This window comes from Erythrobacter sp. Dej080120_24, from assembly GCF_036322605.1.
In the GTDB taxonomy this organism is placed as follows: Bacteria; Pseudomonadota; Alphaproteobacteria; order Sphingomonadales; family Sphingomonadaceae; genus Erythrobacter; species Erythrobacter aurantius.
Genome location: NZ_AP027262.1, coordinates 37,367 through 54,243, shown reverse-complemented (window position 1 = coordinate 54,243; position 16,877 = coordinate 37,367). Strand labels below are relative to the sequence as shown.

The 16,877-nt window shown below is 61.0% G+C and carries 16 protein-coding genes; 8 read left to right on the top strand and 8 right to left on the bottom strand.

Features of this window, described 5'->3' with window-relative positions:
- The first annotated feature begins 9 nt into the window (after positions 1 to 9).
- A complete protein-coding gene (locus AABA34_RS00290) occupies positions 10 to 807 on the top strand; it encodes an enoyl-CoA hydratase-related protein (RefSeq protein ID WP_034955546.1) in 798 nt (265 codons plus the stop codon).
- A 723-nt stretch (positions 808 to 1,530) separates the two neighbouring features.
- Here the strand turns inward: AABA34_RS00290 and AABA34_RS00285 are convergent.
- On the bottom strand, positions 1,531 to 1,656 hold the full coding sequence (locus AABA34_RS00285; protein WP_338303438.1) for a hypothetical protein: 126 nt from the start codon (positions 1,654 to 1,656) through the stop codon (positions 1,531 to 1,533).
- Between the two features lie 17 nt (positions 1,657 to 1,673).
- On the bottom strand, positions 1,674 to 2,132 hold the full coding sequence (locus tag AABA34_RS00280; RefSeq protein WP_034955545.1) for a glucuronosyltransferase: 459 nt from the start codon (positions 2,130 to 2,132) through the stop codon (positions 1,674 to 1,676).
- A 138-nt stretch (positions 2,133 to 2,270) separates the two neighbouring features.
- On the opposite strand from AABA34_RS00280, the gene AABA34_RS00275 reads away from it, so the two are divergent.
- Genes AABA34_RS00275 through AABA34_RS00255 form a run of 5 tightly spaced genes read left to right on the top strand, consistent with a single transcriptional unit; the run spans position 2,271 to position 7,587 of the window.
- Positions 2,271 to 3,350, top strand: coding sequence for a CaiB/BaiF CoA transferase family protein (locus AABA34_RS00275; RefSeq protein WP_338303437.1), 1,080 nt, complete (start codon positions 2,271 to 2,273; stop codon positions 3,348 to 3,350).
- A gap of 3 nt (positions 3,351 to 3,353) precedes the next feature.
- Positions 3,354 to 3,803 carry a MaoC family dehydratase gene (locus AABA34_RS00270; protein WP_034955542.1) on the top strand — a complete coding sequence of 150 codons (450 nt, stop codon included), beginning with the start codon at positions 3,354 to 3,356 and terminating at the stop codon, positions 3,801 to 3,803.
- Between the two features lie 60 nt (positions 3,804 to 3,863).
- Positions 3,864 to 5,795, top strand: a complete 1,932-nt coding sequence (locus tag AABA34_RS00265; RefSeq protein ID WP_338303436.1) for a DUF3604 domain-containing protein — start codon at positions 3,864 to 3,866, stop codon at positions 5,793 to 5,795.
- Entirely contained in the window at positions 5,792 to 6,589 is a 798-nt protein-coding gene (locus AABA34_RS00260) for a peptidylprolyl isomerase (RefSeq protein ID WP_338303435.1), read from the top strand. The genes AABA34_RS00265 and AABA34_RS00260 overlap by 4 nt, the downstream gene beginning before the upstream one ends.
- A gap of 17 nt (positions 6,590 to 6,606) precedes the next feature.
- Complete coding sequence (locus AABA34_RS00255; protein WP_338303434.1) at positions 6,607 to 7,587, top strand: HupE/UreJ family protein; 981 nt, start codon at positions 6,607 to 6,609, stop codon at positions 7,585 to 7,587.
- Here AABA34_RS00255 and AABA34_RS00250 read toward each other — a convergent pair.
- From AABA34_RS00250 to AABA34_RS00235, 4 genes are read right to left on the bottom strand one after another with little or no spacing between them, the layout of a single operon-like run.
- Positions 7,584 to 9,014, bottom strand: coding sequence for an efflux transporter outer membrane subunit (locus AABA34_RS00250; RefSeq protein ID WP_338303433.1), 1,431 nt, complete (start codon positions 9,012 to 9,014; stop codon positions 7,584 to 7,586). The two genes, AABA34_RS00255 and AABA34_RS00250, sit on opposite strands and share 4 nt — an antisense overlap.
- A 5-nt stretch (positions 9,015 to 9,019) precedes the next feature.
- Positions 9,020 to 10,009: an efflux RND transporter periplasmic adaptor subunit gene (locus tag AABA34_RS00245; protein WP_338303432.1), complete on the bottom strand. Its 990-nt coding sequence runs from the start codon at positions 10,007 to 10,009 to the stop codon at positions 9,020 to 9,022.
- A 26-nt stretch (positions 10,010 to 10,035) separates the two neighbouring features.
- Entirely contained in the window at positions 10,036 to 10,767 is a 732-nt protein-coding gene (locus AABA34_RS00240) for an ABC transporter ATP-binding protein (RefSeq protein WP_338303431.1), read from the bottom strand.
- 11 nt (positions 10,768 to 10,778) lie between these two features.
- Positions 10,779 to 11,915 carry an ABC transporter permease gene (locus AABA34_RS00235; RefSeq protein ID WP_252258951.1) on the bottom strand — a complete coding sequence of 379 codons (1,137 nt, stop codon included), beginning with the start codon at positions 11,913 to 11,915 and terminating at the stop codon, positions 10,779 to 10,781.
- A 130-nt stretch (positions 11,916 to 12,045) separates the two neighbouring features.
- Here AABA34_RS00235 and AABA34_RS00230 point away from each other — a divergent pair, with 130 nt between their 5' ends.
- Positions 12,046 to 12,681: a TetR/AcrR family transcriptional regulator gene (locus AABA34_RS00230; RefSeq protein ID WP_252258950.1), complete on the top strand. Its 636-nt coding sequence runs from the start codon at positions 12,046 to 12,048 to the stop codon at positions 12,679 to 12,681.
- A gap of 122 nt (positions 12,682 to 12,803) precedes the next feature.
- On the top strand, positions 12,804 to 14,765 hold the full coding sequence (ftsH, locus tag AABA34_RS00225) for an ATP-dependent zinc metalloprotease FtsH (RefSeq protein WP_034955537.1): 1,962 nt from the start codon (positions 12,804 to 12,806) through the stop codon (positions 14,763 to 14,765).
- Positions 14,766 to 14,831: 66 nt separating this feature from the next.
- On the opposite strand, the gene AABA34_RS00220 is transcribed toward ftsH, so the two are convergent.
- Positions 14,832 to 15,914, bottom strand: a complete 1,083-nt coding sequence (locus tag AABA34_RS00220) for a DUF3667 domain-containing protein (protein ID WP_338303430.1) — start codon at positions 15,912 to 15,914, stop codon at positions 14,832 to 14,834.
- 76 nt (positions 15,915 to 15,990) lie between these two features.
- Positions 15,991 to 16,725 (bottom strand): ParA family protein, encoded by a 735-nt coding sequence (locus AABA34_RS00215; protein ID WP_338303429.1) that lies wholly within the window; start codon positions 16,723 to 16,725, stop codon positions 15,991 to 15,993.
- Between the last annotated feature and the right edge of the window lie 152 nt (positions 16,726 to 16,877).

The window sequence follows — 16,877 nt, the reverse complement described above, 5'->3', positions numbered from 1 at the left end:
GAGACACTTATGTCCGATCCCGTTCTCTACGCCTGCGAAGGCAGCGTCGCCACGATCACGCTGAACCGTGATGAGACGCGCAACGCGTTGTCGGATGAAGTGATTGCCGCGCTGCTTGACGCGCTCGCGCGGGCCGAAGGCGACAAGTCGATCAGTTGCGTCATCCTGACAGGGGCGGGCAAGGCATTTTCTTCGGGCGGCAACCTGCGCGATATCGGTGCCATGACTGCCGAAAAGGGTATGACCCCCCTTGAGATCGAGGAGTGGTACACCACCGGTATCCAGCGCATCCCGTTGATGATGGAGCAGCTTACCGTTCCCGTGATCGCCGCCGTTAACGGCCCGGCGATCGGCGCCGGCAACGATCTGGCGACCATGTGCGACATGCGGATCGCTTCGACCCGTGCGGTTTTTGCCGAGAGCTTCCTGAAAGTCGGGATCATCCCGGGCGATGGCGGCGCATGGTTCCTGCCGCGCATCGTCGGATACGCACGTGCAGCGGAAATGCTTTACACCGCCGAAGCGATCGATGCGGACAAGGCGCTGGCCTGGGGGCTTGTCAGCCAGGTGGTGGAGCCTGACGACCTGATGGATGCGGCGAACCGCCTTGCCGCAAAGGTCGTCTCAAATCCGCCATTCGCCCTTCGCAAGGGCAAGGAGATCATGCTTTCGGCTCAGCGCATGGGTCTGGAAGACAGCCTTGCCAAAGCGGCGATTACCCAAGGCGTATTGCAGCAGATGGAAGACCATCAGGAGGCAGTTCACGCCATCCTTGAAAAGCGAAAGCCGCAATTCAAAGGGCGCTAATGCCTGGCACTGATCGTCAACGATCTCGGCAAAGCTGGCGCCGATAGCCTCGTCACGCGCGGATACCGCGCGCCCGGCCTGCTCCAGTAAACCGCAGTCGTAGCGAGCGCCTTGCGCAATTGTGGAGCGGACAATTTCTGCGAAGGCATCGGGCGGCATGACCCGTGCCCCGCGATTCATGAACTGGTTGTGCCACCGTTCGCCTCCGCTGACGATGTCGACCAGAGTCGTACGACCAGCCCCTTCGGGTTCGGCAAGAACTTCGCGACCGAATTCTTCCAGCAATTCGTCGCGTGTATCGCGGCGAAGGAACAGCGCGGCATACTGGATCGTCAGCGTACCCTGATTGTACTCGCCTGCTGCAAACTGTGCTTGTGCCAACACTCGAAGATGTTCGGCGGGCATGGGTCGGCGTGAAACCAGCTTTTCCGCTTCCGAAAGCGCCAGAACTGGGTCCGGGCCTGCCAGCGCGTTGGCAGCGATCGGAAACTGCGCGGCTGAACGAAACAGCTCGGGCACACCTTGGGCAATCGCGCTTGTCCTGCGTGTTTGCCGGTCAAGCTGAAGCCCGGCGATTTTCACAGCCACGATCGCGAGCGTGGCGATCCAGACGACGCGTGCGATCATGTCAGGATCTCCCGCTAGTGGCTGGACGATGCATCCGGCGTAGCTGACGATCAGTCGGCTGCACTGAATCAGCCCTTCGAATTGACCTGAGCCGATCTATTCACGCGCCGTCATGTTGACGAGGGAGTAGTTGCCCTTGCCGATCTGTGCGATCACTTCCATCCCCAGCGAAGGCGCCAGTTCGTCCATCGCCCTGATCAGGCGATCAAGACCCAACTGCATGCCTACGGTGACAAGGATCAGGGCACCGCTCCGCGATATTTGACCTTTGGGTCATCGGCCAGATCGGGCCACTGCTTCAGGCATTCATGCGCAAGGCTGCGCGAAAGCCTGCCGCACATTGAAAGCTGTTCGCCATAAGCCACGCTGTCGATCCACAATGTCCGCGCGCCGATCAACCGGCCAGCCATAAGGCAGAAAAAGCCCGGTGCGGCACCGGTGGAGAGAACCACATGCGGGCGATGCGTCAGTACCACCCACAGCGCGACAATGCCGCAAAGGGCTGATCGGATCGGGCGGTTTTGGTTGCAATCCGGCAGAGTGTCGACATCAGTAATCCCGCGCTGGCGGGCTATCTCTGCCTCGGTCGTGGCAAAGCGCAGGTCATATTCCTCCAGCGTCGGGCGAAGTAGCATGAACTGCTCCCAATGCCCGCCGCCCGATGCGACAGCGAGCACTTTGCGCCGGGGTTTTGTCATATTGGGTCGAGGTCCCCTGCCGGACGGTTCGCGACCCAGCCTCTATTGCTGCTGTCCGCGAAGTGTCAATTGCGCCGGTGAACCTCTTGCCCTTGGCCGGCTGCGGCGGCACAGAGGCGGCAAAGGGAGAGTCAGGTAATGAGTGAGAAATCCGGCCCGCTTGCAGGGCTCAAGGTGATCGAGTTTTCAGGGATCGGACCGGGGCCGCATGTGGCCATGCTCTTGGCTGATCTGGGTGCCGACGTGGTGCGTATTGATCGCCCCGGCAGCGGTGTTTCGAACCCCGTGGTAGAGCGTGCGCGGCACCGCGCCGAGGTTGATCTCAAAAGCGATGAAGGCAAGGCATTTTGCCGTGATGCCGCGGCCAAAGCCGACGTTTTGATCGAAGGATTCAGGCCCGGCGTGATGGAGCGTCTCGGGCTTGGGCCTGACGAACTGCTCGCGCTCAACCCGCGCCTCGTCTACGCTCGCATGACGGGATGGGGACAGGACGGGCCGCTCGCCCACGCTGCAGGCCACGACATCAACTACATCGCGATCACCGGCGCGCTTGCCGCAGTCGGCAAGGCAGGTGAAACCGCGACCCCGCCGCAGAATCTGGTCGGCGATTTCGGCGGCGGCTCCATGTATTGCGCTTTCGGCATCATGGCCGCGCTGTATGAGCGATCGCAATCGGGGAAAGGTCAGGTGGTGGACGCGGCCATCGTCGATGGCGCGACCAGCCTGATGAGCTTCTTCTTCGGCGTCCGCGACAAGCCATTCCTTTCTACCGAGCGCGGCAAGGGCATGCTCGGCGGAGCGGCGCATTTCTATCGCTGTTTCGAATGTGCCGATGGCAAGGAGGTGTCGGTTGGTGCGATCGAGCCGCAATTCTATGCCGAACTGCTGGCCAAGTCCGGCGCGCCCGCCGAATTGGCGCAGGCGCAGATGAACCCCGCAAACTGGGATGACTATGCCGAACAGCTTGCTGCCTTGTTCAAGACACGTCCGCAGGCCGAATGGGTCGAACTGCTGGAAGGCAGCGACGCCTGTTTTGCCCCTGTGCTGACATTGGACGAAGCACGCGAGCACCCGCACATGAAAGCGCGCGGTGCCTATGTCGAGCATGATGGCGCATGGCACACTGCCCCTGCTCCGCGGTTCAGCCGCACGCCGGGGTCTGTGCGGTCGAGCCGGAATGATGGTGCTGAAATCGTCGCCGGCTGGTCGAAGGATTGAACGATGGCAGGCCGGTATTTTGATGAGTGGCAGGTCGGCGATGCGATCGAGCACGAAATCCGCCGCACCGTTACGGAGACGGACAATCTGCTGTTCTCCACCATGACGCACAACCCGCAGCCTCTGCACCTTGATGTGGAGGCGGCAAAGGCAAGCGGGTTTGGCCAAATTCTCGTCAATTCGACTTTCACCTTCGCTCTGCTTGTGGGGCTGTCGGTGGGGGACACGACGCTGGGTACGCTGGTGGCGAACCTGGGGTTTGACAAGGTGGTGACGCCCAAGCCGGTGTTTATCGGTGATACCTTGCATGCGCGCAGCGTGGTCAAGGAATTGCGTGCCAGCAATTCGCGACCCGATGCCGGGATCGTCACCTTCACGCACGAACTGCTCAATCAGCGTGACCAGGTGGTGTGCCGCTGCGAACGCTCGGCCCTGTTGCAACGCAAAGGTTAGCTTGACGAGCCGGGCAAAGCCCGCGCACACTCCGGTTCGGGAGAAATAGGGAGGGAAACCATGCACAAGTCATGGGTTGGGCTCGCTGCGGCAAGCCTGATGACGATTGCGGTAGCAGGATGCAGCGGCGATGCGGTGCTGGATCCGGCTCAAACCGGTGATGGCGAAAATACGATCGAACTCGCCGAGTTTCCCGATCGTCCCTATTGGGGCGACACGCATCTCCACACCGACAATTCGATCGACGCTTTCGGATTTGGCGTGAGGCTGGGGCCGGAGGATGCGCTGCGGTTTGCTCGGGGTGAGGAAGTCACCGCCACGACGGGGGCAAAGGCCCGGCTTTCCAGACCGCTCGATTTTCTCGTCATCGCAGACCATTCCGACGGGCTGGGGGCGACCCGCAGGCTGTACGATGCACCGCGCTGGTATGTCGATTGGGTGATCGGCGACGAAACCGTCCTGCGCTGGTATGACCTGATGCACGAAGGGCCAGAAGGGTCGCAGCAAGCCATCGCCGAACTGATCACTGCGGCTGCTAACGGAACCTTGCCCGAATCCTTCAGCGATCCCGAGCAGGCGCGGGAAGGGACGGAAGACATCTGGAACACCCAGATTGGCCTGCTCGATCGCTACAATGAGCCCGGTGTCTTTACCGCCTTTGCAGGCTTCGAATGGACCCTGATGCCGGACGGCAACAACCTGCACCGCGTCGTGATGTTCCGCGATGGCAGCGACAAGACCCGCAAAATCCTGCCGTTCGGCGGGATTGACGCGGATGTGCAGCAGCTGTGGGAATACATGGCCTCCTATGAAAAGGAGACCGGCGGCAATGTCTTGGCGATTCCGCACAACGGCAATCTTTCGAACGGGTTGATGTTCGAAATGACTATGCCCGACGGTTCGCCGATGACGGCAGAATACGCCGCAAGGCGGGCCAAGGCGGAGCCGGTGGTCGAAGTCACCCAGATCAAGGGCGACGGGGAAACCCATCCCTTCCTTTCTCCCAATGACGAAATGGCCGGTTTCGGCGTCAAAGGGTGGGAACTGGGCAACCTCCCGCTTACCCTTCGCAGCACTCCTGACATGTATGCCGGTTCATACGCCCGCTCTGCGCTGTTGCGTGGGCTCTCGCTGGAACAGCAACTGGGTGTGAACCCCTATGCGTTCGGCATGATCGGGTCGACAGACAGCCACACGGCGCTGGCTTCCGGCGACGAAGACAACTTTTTCGGTAAACACACAGGCAACGAACCCGCCAATCAGGGCAGGGCGATGGAGCCGCAGAACCTCGGCACGCGTGAGGGGCGGTTCGGCTGGCATTATCTCGCCGGGGGCTATGCCGCCGCCTGGGCGCGCGGCAACACCCGTGCGGAAATCTTCGATGCCTTCAAGCGGCGTGAAGTTTACGCCACCACCGGCCCGCGCATGAGTGTGCGGGTATTCGGCGGCTTCGATTTTTCGGCGAGCGACTGGGATGGCGATTGGGTGCGGGCCGGCTACACCCGCGGTGTGCCAATGGGAGGCGAACTGACCGATGCGGGCACGGCACCGACGTTCCTGATCAGCGCGCTGAAGGACCCTGACGGTGCCAATCTGGACCGGGCGCAGGTGGTAAAGGGCTGGGTCGATGCCAGCGGCGCGATGCAGGAGCGGGTCTATGATGTCGTGTGGAGCGACATGGACAAGCGGCCCCGCACCGCGCGCGGGCTGACTCCGGTGGGCGATACCGTCAACAGGGCGGATGCGACCTATGCCAACACCATCGGCGCTCCCGAATTGCGCACTACCTGGACCGATCCCGATTATGCTGCTGGACAGCGGGCGTTCTATTATGTGCGGGTGATCGAGATCCCGACACCGCGCTGGACGCTGTTCGATGCGGTGCGGTTTGGTTTCGAGTTGACGGGCGATGCGCTGGAAGATGCCGTCGCGCAGGAGCGTGCCTATACCTCGCCGATCTGGCTCAAGCCCAAGGGTGCGGGGGCAACGTGAAGCTACCTGACTGGGCCCGCGAACCGCTGGTCCACTTCATCGGGCTCGGGGCGCTGGTCTATCTCGCGCTCACATGGGGCGGGACGCCCGTTGATCCGGCTTCACGCATGATCAGCGTGGATGCGGATCAGAAAGCGCAGCTTGCGCTGGGCTTCGAGCGGGTGATGGGTCGCGCGCCGACCGACGCAGAGCTTGACGCGCGGATAGAACGATATGTGCGCGAGGAAGTGCTCTATCGGGAAGCCTTGCGACTGGGTCTGGATCAGGGCGATGCGGTGGTGCGCCAGCGGCTTGTCGCAAAGATGGACATGTCCGCGAGTGCCGCCGCCGAAGTGGCGGATCCGGATGAGCCAGAACTGCGTGCCTTTTTCGAGGAAAACGCCAGTCGATATGCCGATGCGTTGTCGGTCAGTTTCGAGCAGGCCTATTTCTCCAGCGAAGCGGCGGCCCGCAATGCCATGTCGCGTGCGAACGGTGGTGAGGAGACAGGCGAGCCGATCAGCCTTCCGCGCCGCGTCGAGAATGAACGTCTTGCCGAAATCCAGATTCGTTTCGGTGAGCAATTCGCACGCGGTCTGGCGGCGCTGGATCAGAGCGCGCAATGGCAGGGGCCTGTGCCTTCCGGCTTTGGCTGGCACCTGGTCCGCCTGCAAAGCCGCAAACCCGTTGCGGCTGATTTCGATACAGTGCGCGACCGGGTCGAAAACGATTGGCGCAACGCCCAGATCGAACAGCGCAAACAGCGCGCATACGAAATTCTCCGCAGCGCCTACCGGGTCGACATTGCGAGGTGAGACACGCGCTGCGAGCCTTGCTGACGATCCTTTTTGCGGCCGTCGCCATTCCCCTGAATGCGGATGAACTGCGCCCTGCCGTCCTCGAAATGGTCGAGAGAGAGGCTGACCGATGGGTGATGGAGTGGAAGCTGCCCGTCACGGTATCGCGCGGACAGGGCGCACTGCCTGTCGCCTCTCCCGTTTACCCCGAAGCCTGCGAACCGATAGGCGATCCCGCCCAACGGGCCACTGCGCTCACAGTGCAAGGGCGGCAGGAACTCCGCTGCGAGGGCGATCTTGCCGGCGAAGCATTCGGCCTGAGCGAGTTGCTCGGCAATTCTGACGCGATTGCGCGGCTGGTGCCCCTTGAACGGCCAGTGCAGAGTTTCCGCCTTACTTCCGATGCACCGACGGCGACCATCCTCGCGCAAACGGGCACATGGCAGGTGTTGCGGGACTATTTCGTCATCGGAGCCGAGCACATCCTTTTCGGCTGGGATCACCTGCTGTTTGTGATCGCTTTGGTGTTGCTGGTGCGCGCACCTTGGGAGGTGGTGAAGGCCGCCACCGCTTTTACCGTGGCCCATTCGATAACTCTGGTTGCGACAAGCCTCGGTTACACCGGTCTTCCAAGCCGACCGGTCGAGGCCATCATCGCATTGTCGATAGTGTTTCTCGCAGTCGAAGTTGCGCTTGTGCTGCGCGATCCTGAAAGGCGCACCTTCACCCGGCGCTTCCCATGGGTGGTCGCTTTCGCCTTCGGCCTGTTCCACGGCTTCGGCTTTGCCGGTGCGCTTGCCGATATTGGCTTGCCACAAGGGGAAGTGGTGCCCGCGCTGCTGGCGTTCAACCTCGGTGTCGAAGCGGGGCAGTTGCTGGTCGTCGCCGGAGTAATCGCGCTGCTGGCACTGATGCGCCGGACCGTGCCGGTTGCGGAAAATCCTGCATTGAAGATCGCCACTTATGCGATCGGCACCATCGGCAGCTTCTGGCTGATCGAGCGGGTGATCGGTTAACCTGCCTCTGGCTCTGTCGCTGGCGCATCGCCGCCAAGCGATTGCCACAACAACACCCGTGCCCGCTGCGCCCTTCCGATCGCGGCTGCCGCACGCTCTCCGCTGGCATCTGCGGCACGGCGCGCTTCGAGCACTTCGAGGAAGCTCGCAAGCCCTGCACGGAACCGGTCGTTCGCAAGGCTGGCTGCGCGCTGTAACTGATCACGCTCGGCAGTGGCAAGCGCGGCCTCATGGTCTGCTGCGGCGATCAGGCCATAGGCGGCCTCTGCATCGCCAAGCGCCTGAAACACCGCTCTGCGATAGGCCTGAAACGCGATCTTCTTCTGCGCAGCCGCACCGTCGATCTCCGCTTCGATCCTGCCAAAGTCCAGCAAGGGGCCGGCAATCCCCGCAGTCAGCGTGCTGACGAATGAATCGCTATCGAACAGGTCTTCAGGATCGAAAGCCAACAATCCAAGTACGGCAGAAAGCGTGAGGCGGGGGAAGCGGGAGCGGGCAGTTGCAGCAAGCTCTGCATCGGTGGCGGCGAGTTGCGCGGCGGCGGCAATCACATCCGGGCGGTTGGTCAACAGATCGGAAGGCAGCGCAGCCGGCGTCACCCCGGTTGCCATGGGCTCACCGACCTGTGCCAGCGCCGCATTGACTTGCGATCCGCTCAGCCCGGTCAGCGTTATCAGCCGCCCGATGATCCGCACTTTCTCGCTATCAAGCGCGGCAAGGCGCGATTTCGAAGCGCTTGCTGCTGCTTCGGCGCGAACCCTGTCAAATCCGGGCGCGATCCCGGCATCTTCGCGGCTGCGCGCCAGATCAGCCAATTGCCGCGCGGCCAGCACGTCGTCCTGAATTGCCGCTGCGCGGGCACTCAGCACACGCCAGTCAATCACGCTGCCTGCGATTTCAGAAATCAATGCAATGCGAACAGCCGCCGCCGATGCATTGGCCGCGTCAATCCGGGCAAGAGCTGCGCGTTCCTGCGCCTTGAGCCTGCCGAAAATGTCGGCATCCCAGCTGGCTACGATGTTGGCGCCATAGGATGTCTGCACCTCGGGAATGAAGCCCTGCTGGCCCGCTTGCCCGAACTGCGCGGTGTTGATCCTGTTTTCGGTGACGGTGCCCTGAGCCGATAAGTTCGGGAGGCGTTCGGCTCCGGCGCGCGCCGCCCCGGCACGAGCGGCTTCGATCCGGGCGAGAGCTTCGGCAAGGCTCGGCGCACCCGAGATCGCAGCCTGCGAAAGGCTGGCAAAAGCGGGATCATTCCGAGGAAGCAGGGCATCAAGCGCCGCCCCTGTCGAACTGTCAGGCTGATAGTAGAACGCGTCCGGCAAGACTGGCGGCGGCGTTGCCACTTCAGGTGCAGGGCCTGCCGCGCAAGCCGCTAGGAACAGCGAAAGGCCAAGGGTGATGAAGCGAGGAGAGGGGCGCTGCATGGGTATCACTCTTCGCCGGAAGCATCGGCAGCGATGAACGCATCGATCTGCTGCCCTACGCGGAAGACTTCGGCTTCCTTGGTTTGCGGAAGGGCATAGATCACCTGAAGCACCCGCACGTCGACCCGTTCAGCTGCGCTGTTGGTGAGCGAGCGTTTGGGGACGACCTGCGGTTCGACCCGGACAAAGCTGGCTTCAACCCGGATTTCGGCTGCTCCGCGTGGAGAGATTGTCGCAGGTGCGCCCAGTTTGACGCGCACGGCTTCGTTTTCGTCGATGTCGACGCGCACATGCAGCGGATTGGTTTCGCCCATCTGGATGAAAGGTTGCCCGTTTCCGCCTTGCGTCGCGACGAACTCGCCCGGTCGGATGTTCACCGCAAGGATTTCACCGGCAATCGGCGCTCGCACCGTAAGTCGGTTCAGTTCCGTCTGTGCGCTGCCGGCACGTGCCTGCGCCGCGTTCAGGCGCGCCCGCGCCAGTTCAAGCCGGCTGGAAGCAGCCCGCGCTTCTCCTTCTGCCCGGATTACTTCGGAACGGCTGACAGCAGCCGGATCGCTAAGGCTTTCGTAAAGTGCGAGCTGCTGGCGAGCCGTATCGCGGGCGGTCTGCGCTTCGGCGATTGCGGCGCGGGCTTCGCGGATTGCGGCATTGGCTTCGGCAAGCGCTGCTCGGGCTGCTCGATCATCGACGAGGAACAGGACCTGGCCCTTTTCGACCCGATTACCCGGAGTCACCCTGACATCGGTTACGAGCCCGGACAGCGCCGAACCGATATCGATCACTTCACTTGCCGGTTCGACAATGCCGGAGCCGGACACACGTGGTGCATCGGCCAGCGCACCCGCAGCTTTGGGCGGCTGGTTCTTCGGCTCGGATGTGCTGCGATCGGGCAGGCTGCCAATCGTGTAGAGGGTGGCCACGATCAAGCCGACAACCGCCAGGATTGGCAGGATATGGCGCGAAAAGCTGATGTTGGAGGGCAGGAAAGACATGCGGGCCTCTGGCTGTGGATGGGCGGCTAGTGGTCTTGCGGCATCTGCGTGCCGTCATGGATTATGCGACCGTCTTCGAGCACGAGAATGCGGTCTGCGAGGTCGAAAATGCGGTTATCATGGGTCACGATGATGCATGCGCGGTCAGGGGCGACAGCGACTTCGTGCAGCAGATCCATCACACGCCTTCCCGAACTTGCATCAAGCGCGGCAGTCGGCTCGTCACACACCACCAGTCGCGGTTCGTGGACCAGCGCGCGGGCTATCGCGACGCGTTGTTGCTGTCCGCCTGAAAGCTGGTTTGGCAATTTGTTGGCCTGATCGGCAATATTCAGTTTCTCGAGCAGAACGATTGCGCGTTCGCGCGCCTCGTCAATCCCCATGCCCTGCGCGATCAATGGCACGGCGGCGTTGGCTGCCGCGTCGATCGAGGGGATCAGGTTGTACTGCTGGAAGATGAAGCCGATGTTCTGCAGGCGGAAATTGACGAGCTCGGTATCCGAGAGCGCGTAGATATCTGTCCCGAAGACTTTGACCTCGCCGGCGGTCGGCCAGAGAATGCCGCACATGATCGAGATCAGCGTGGTCTTGCCCGATCCGCTTTCTCCCACGACGTAGGTCATCTCGCCTGAGCGGATATCGGTGTCGATCCCGTGCAGCACGCGAATGGTCGATTGGCCGGCCTGGAAATCGCGCACGATCGCACGGGCGCAGATTGCGGCTTCGGCATCGCACGGCGTATCACCGGGCCTGTTCATGGCAGCCTCGCTCACCGGAACACCGAAGCCGGTTCAGTGCTGAGCACGCTGCGAAGTGCCAGCCAGCCGGTGATCGCAAGGATAATGATGACGGCGCCAAAGCTGACGAGCGGGATTTGCCAAGGGACATAGAAGCCCTTGAAGAACGGGTTTCCTGAAAAGCCCCACAGGAACAGGACGGTTCCGATTACGCCCAGCGCATAGCCGACAAAGCCGACCAAACCGGCTTGCGCGCCGACCATACCGATGATCTTGCTGTTAGTGACGCCGATAGCCTTCAACGCACCAAACTGCTTGATGTTGTCGCGGATGAAAAGGCTGAAGGTCAGGCCTACAATCGCAACGCCGACGACAAACCCCAGCACGACGGTGATGCCGAAATTGGTCGGAATACCGGTGTTCTGGATGATGAAGTTGACCCCGGCGCGTGCGAATTCCGCACGGGTTTCGGCCTTTAGCCCTGTCTGGTCTTCGATATTCTGCGCGACTTCGGCGGGGGTGAAACCTTCGCTGACGCCTACCAACACGAAAGTCAGGCGATTGCGTGTGCCGGGTACGTAGTTCAAAGCTCTGCTGTACTTTGTGTAGAGCGTCACCTGGCTGGTAAAGGTCGGGATCGCATCGGCAACGCCGCGGATGACAGCGCGTTGATCGTTGAGTTCAAGCCGCTCGCCAATCGGATCATCGCCGTTTTCGAAGAGATTGTTCACCCCGCCATCATCGATCACCACGGTGTCGGGAATCGATAGAACTTCTTTCGACCCTATCATCATCCTTTCGGGCAGCCCGATAAGGGTCGCATCATCGACCCCAATGATCGCCACGCCTTCCAGATCGCCCGATGCGGTGCGGACCGAAGCGCTTGCACGCATGTGGGGCACGGCCCATTCGACACCGCGCACCGCCCGCACTTCGTCAAGCGCGGTCGAGGGCATGGCGTAATTGACTTCGGTCGTTCGGCTGACGGGGTCCATGACCCAAACTTCAGCTTCGGGTGCGTTGTAGACGCCGCTTGCCCCGCGCTCGACCAGATTGATGAAGATCGTGAGCTGCTGCGTGATGAGCAGGGTCGAAAAGGCTATGCCGAACAGCAAGCCGTAGAATTTCTGACTGTCGCCCGTCAGCATCCGGATGGCGATCCAAAGCATGAATGGGAACCTTCGTGCGGCGAGAGGGGTTGCGGAGGGGAGGGTAATGCGACAATATTGAACGGTATCGTTTAATTGAACGGCGGCGTTCATTTTGTCAACCAAGCTTTTTGAAACAGGCCAAATTCCCTTGAATTCATGTCCGGAAAGAAAGCGGCCCGGTCGGCCATCCGACATCGCAAAGCGCGATGCGATCATCGAGTCGGCCTCGGCGCGGTTCTTTCAGGATGGTTTCGCGGCGACGTCGATTGAGCAGATCGCTTCCGAAGCCGGAGTGTCCAAGGTCACGATCTATAACCACTTCGGTGACAAGCGGGCCCTGTTCGCAGCGTCGGTGGAGCGCGAATGCGAAAAGATGCGTGGCTACTTCAGCCTCGATCAGGAGCCGAATGGAACGATCCGCGATCGGTTGACCGCCATCGCGCAGGCCATGTTCGATTTTCTCTCTCGCCCGGAAATGATCCAGTTCGAACGGCGCATTGCGGCGGAAACCGAACACGATCCTGCGATCGGCGAAGCGTTTCTCAAGGCAGGGCCGTGGCGTATGAAGCAGGCGTTCAGCGCTTGGCTCGCGCATGCCAGCGCCAAGGGCGAACTCCTGATCGCTGATCCCATGCTGGCGGCAGAGCAGTTTGTATCTATGGCAAAAGGCATGGGCGATCTGGAACGTCGCTTTGGCTCGCGGCCGTCAGAGCAAGAAAATCGGGCGCGTATCGAAGGGGCGGTCGGGGTGTTCCTCGCAGCCTATGCTCCCGTAGTGCGGTGACGGACGACAATCGATTATTCGCATCACGCTGTTCGAAAATTAGCACCTTGCGCGCAGGTGCGCATTATCTTGCCATTCAGCGGCGCAATCCTACATTGTTCGCTGAGAAAGGAATCCGACGCATGAGCGATCAGAACGACCCCAACCAGCAGCCTCCCGAAGGGCAAAACCCTTGGGTCAAGCAATTGATGATCTGGGGTGGGGTATTCCTCGCACTGCTTCTGGTGGTTTCGATGTTCGGCGGCGCGGGCCAGACACCCGGTACGCAGATCCAGTATTCCGATTTTCGCGATCAGGTTGCTGCTGGCAGTGTGAAGAGCGTGCAAATCGGTGACGATCTGATCACGGGCACCATGAACAATGGCGATTCCTTCAGCACAGTTCCGGTTCCGAACGATACCCAGCTTGCCAGCCTTTTGGAAGAAAACGGCGTGCAGTTCACGGGTAAGGAACGCGAACAGCAGAACATCTTCCTGATCCTGCTGGTGCAATCCCTGCCGTTCATCCTGATCCTCGGCATCGCATTCTTTGCGCTGCGTCAGGTGCAAAAAGGCGGTGGCGGCGGTGCAATGGGCTTTGGCAAGTCCAAGGCGAAATTGCTGACCGAGCGTCAGGGGCGCGTGACCTTTGACGATGTCGCCGGGATCGACGAAGCCCGTGAGGAGCTGGAGGAGATTGTCGAATTTCTGAAGGACCCGCAACGGTTCTCCAAGCTTGGCGGCCAGATTCCCAAGGGCGCGCTGCTGGTTGGTTCGCCCGGTACGGGCAAGACCCTGTTGGCTCGCGCCATCGCGGGTGAGGCAGGCGTGCCTTTCTTCACCATTTCGGGCTCCGATTTCGTCGAAATGTTCGTCGGCGTCGGTGCCAGCCGCGTTCGCGACATGTTTGAACAGGCCAAGAAGAACAGCCCTTGCATCGTCTTTATCGATGAAATTGACGCTGTAGGCCGTTCGCGTGGGCATGGCCTCGGCAATTCAAACGACGAGCGCGAGCAGACGCTGAACCAGCTGCTGGTTGAGATGGACGGGTTCGAGGCGAACGAAGGCATCATCATTATCGCTGCCACCAACCGCCCCGACGTGCTTGACCCCGCGCTGCTGCGTCCGGGCCGGTTTGACCGTCAGGTGGTAGTGCCGATCCCTGATATCGACGGCCGTGAAAAGATCCTTGGCGTGCACATGAAGAAGGTGCCGCTGGCCCCTGACGTGAACCCGCGCACAATCGCCCGCGGCACGCCCGGTTTCTCGGGTGCTGATCTGGCGAACCTCGTCAACGAAGCAGCGCTGCTTGCCGCTCGCCGCAACAAGCGGCTGGTGGCTATGCAGGAGTTCGAGGACGCAAAGGACAAGGTCATGATGGGCGCGGAACGGCGCAGCATGGTCATGACCGAAGACGAGAAGAAGATGACTGCCTACCACGAGGCTGGTCACGCGCTCGTCAGCATAAATGAGCCTGCTTCGGACCCGATCCACAAGGCGACGATTATCCCGCGTGGCCGTGCACTGGGAATGGTGATGCGCCTGCCAGAGCGGGACAGCTATTCCTATCACCGTGACAAGATGCACGCGAACCTTGCAGTCGCAATGGGCGGCCGCGTGGCAGAAGATATCATCTTCGGACACGACAAGGTGTCGAGCGGCGCTTCGGGCGATATTCAGTACGCGACCAGCCTTGCACGCAATATGGTGACCAAATGGGGTATGAGCGATAAGCTCGGTCCGCTCCAGTACGAGGACAGCCAAGAAGGCTATCTCGGCATGGGGCAGACCATGCGCACCATGGCGGGGGCGGAAACCAACAAGTTGATCGATGCCGAGATCAAGCGACTGGTTGAAGAGGGCCTCAAGCGCGCCACCGACATCCTGACTGCACAGGAGGACAAGCTCCATCTGCTTGCCCAGGCATTGCTTGAGTACGAGACGCTGACCGGTGACGAAATCAACCAGCTGATGGAAAACGGCAAGATTGATCGCCCGGATCAACCACGCGGTAACGTGGCTGTGCAACCGACCAAGGGCTCCGCTATTCCCAAGGCGGGCAAGCGCTTCGGCAATAAGGGTGGCGAAGCACCCCAAGGGGCCTGAACGCCTTCATAGGAAAATCGGACGGGCGCGCGGAGATGATCCGCGCGCCCGTTTCCGTTGCTAGGTCTAGAACGCCCCGATCAGCAGCAGCGCCTGCAGGAACAGGATCAGCACGATCCAGATGAAAAAGCTCAGGACCATCAGCCGCCAGAACGCGGAGAAGCGGCTGAGATCATAGGCTCCACGCAATTGCTTGTAGACGTGGATGGGCGGCACAAGCACAAGCAGCAAGGCCACAAGCCCTCCAACATCCGGTATCATCGCAAGGAGCGATGCCGTGATGAACAGCAGCGACATGAATGACAGGGAGTAGGTCACGAAAATGGCGTGGTCATACGCCTTGAACCGACGCTTCCATGCAAACACAAGCCAGACAAAGGGGATCGACAGCGGGATCAGCAACCAGCTGAATTTGTACCCATTCGCTTGCAGTTTGTAGAGCATCAAGCCCGGATTATCGCGCCATTTCTTCAGTAAGCCCTGATCCAGCGATTCAATTCCGGTCAGGTTGATCTTGAGATCGCGCAGGTCGAAACCTGCCGTCGCATCATCATCCGCCGCAGTTCCGGCGGTAACCGCTTGCGATTGTGTCCGGGAGATAATCTGGTTGGCGGTATCCAGATCCTCCTCAAGTCCGGCGCGGCGGGGATCATCCGCCGGAAGGCTTGCAATCTCCGCTTCCAACGCCTGCACCTGCGTCTCGGCTCGCCCTCGCAGGTCAGCTGCCGCGTCGTCGAAGTTGAGGTCGGTCGGCGTAGTTAGCCCAATCATCTGGAAGACGGCGAACATGGCGAACACGCTGAACAGGAACATCGCCATCGGGCTGACGAATTTGGCGCGTTCCCCCTCGATGTAACGGCGCGTCAGCTTGCCGGGTCTGAAAACGAGCAGTGGGAGCGTCAGCCAGAACTTTCCATCCAGATGCAGCACGCCGTGGATCAGATCATGAAAGATTGCCGAAAGGGTGCGGTGTACGTGGGTCTTCTGCCCGCAATTCTGGCAGAAGGAGCCGAGCGGTTGGGTGCCGCAATTGCGGCAAGCACCTGCTTCGCCTCCATCAAGCCCGCTCTTGCCGTGGTTCGGTTCGACAGCGCGTCCGGTCAACGCCCCTTCGATTACTCCGCCAATGCCTTCGGCAACATCGCTCATGCGTGCAGGCCCCCGTCGCTGTGCCTCAAATGCTGCAACGCACTATAGGCCCGGCTCGGCAAAAGCCAATGCGTGCCTATTTGCTCTTGGCCAGCTTCCGCTCGATCGCGGTCCACAATTGCGCAAAGGCGCGCGCTGCCGGCGACCGGGGGGCAAAGGCACCCACGGGTTGCCGCTCGACTGCGCATTGTTCGATGGCGCTGGCAAGGGGGACAACCGGCCACTTGGGGTTTGCCTCCCGCGCCTCGCGATGGAGATTGCGCCGCATGTCCACCATCGACATGACCGGCAGGATCGGAGGATGGCCGGTGCCTGCACCGCGCACTTCCTCGACGACTTGATCAAGCGCGCGCGAGGAAAGCGGTGAAGGAGGAAGAGGCACGATCACCAGATCGGCAGCGCGCATCACCTGGCCGCTGATTTCGTTCAAGACCGGCGGGCAATCGAAGATGATGCGATCATATTCCTTGCCCAGCTGCTCCGTCAGTTTTGCCAGGCGTTTCTTCTTGCCTATTCTGTCGAACTGACGGTCGAGCGTCCGGATACTTTCGTCCGCGGGCAGCAAATGGAGATGGTCGAAAGCGGTCTTCTGGATGAGTCTGGCAGGATCATTGTGCCGGTCGAATACGCTTTCGGCCGCACGCTTCTTCTTGGGGGCTATCCCGAGCAGGAAACCCGAACCATTCGATGCGTCCAGATCCCACAGCAAAGTCTCACGCCGGGAAATGTTCGCGGCGCACCACGCAAGGTTAACCGCGAAGGTGGTTTTGCCGACGCCTCCCTTGACGCTATAGACTGCGATCGATGGCATGATTTTGTTAGATTACCTTTCGAACGGGCTCTGGCTTAAAACACAACCAGAATATTACGGTTCTGTTACGTCTGCGGTGTTGCGCGCCGGGCGTTGCAAGACAAGCATTTGCTCTTCAGCGTCAGAATAGTGTCATGCGACCAAGCGCAATC

What these genes read in the sequence shown, in the direction of transcription:
- AABA34_RS00290 (WP_034955546.1), top strand. Translation starts at nt 10, where the DNA reads ATGTCCGATCCCGTTCTCTACGCCTGCGAAGGCAGCGTCGCCACGATC.
- AABA34_RS00285 (WP_338303438.1), bottom strand. Translation starts at nt 1,656, where the DNA reads ATGCAGTTGGGTCTTGATCGCCTGATCAGGGCGATGGACGAACTGGCG.
- AABA34_RS00280 (WP_034955545.1), bottom strand. Translation starts at nt 2,132, where the DNA reads ATGACAAAACCCCGGCGCAAAGTGCTCGCTGTCGCATCGGGCGGCGGG.
- AABA34_RS00275 (WP_338303437.1), top strand. Translation starts at nt 2,271, where the DNA reads ATGAGTGAGAAATCCGGCCCGCTTGCAGGGCTCAAGGTGATCGAGTTT.
- AABA34_RS00270 (WP_034955542.1), top strand. Translation starts at nt 3,354, where the DNA reads ATGGCAGGCCGGTATTTTGATGAGTGGCAGGTCGGCGATGCGATCGAG.
- AABA34_RS00265 (WP_338303436.1), top strand. Translation starts at nt 3,864, where the DNA reads ATGCACAAGTCATGGGTTGGGCTCGCTGCGGCAAGCCTGATGACGATT.
- AABA34_RS00250 (WP_338303433.1), bottom strand. Translation starts at nt 9,014, where the DNA reads ATGCAGCGCCCCTCTCCTCGCTTCATCACCCTTGGCCTTTCGCTGTTC.
- AABA34_RS00245 (WP_338303432.1), bottom strand. Translation starts at nt 10,009, where the DNA reads ATGTCTTTCCTGCCCTCCAACATCAGCTTTTCGCGCCATATCCTGCCA.
- AABA34_RS00240 (WP_338303431.1), bottom strand. Translation starts at nt 10,767, where the DNA reads ATGAACAGGCCCGGTGATACGCCGTGCGATGCCGAAGCCGCAATCTGC.
- AABA34_RS00235 (WP_252258951.1), bottom strand. Translation starts at nt 11,915, where the DNA reads ATGCTTTGGATCGCCATCCGGATGCTGACGGGCGACAGTCAGAAATTC.
- ftsH (WP_034955537.1), top strand. Translation starts at nt 12,804, where the DNA reads ATGAGCGATCAGAACGACCCCAACCAGCAGCCTCCCGAAGGGCAAAAC.
- AABA34_RS00220 (WP_338303430.1), bottom strand. Translation starts at nt 15,914, where the DNA reads ATGAGCGATGTTGCCGAAGGCATTGGCGGAGTAATCGAAGGGGCGTTG.
- AABA34_RS00215 (WP_338303429.1), bottom strand. Translation starts at nt 16,725, where the DNA reads ATGCCATCGATCGCAGTCTATAGCGTCAAGGGAGGCGTCGGCAAAACC.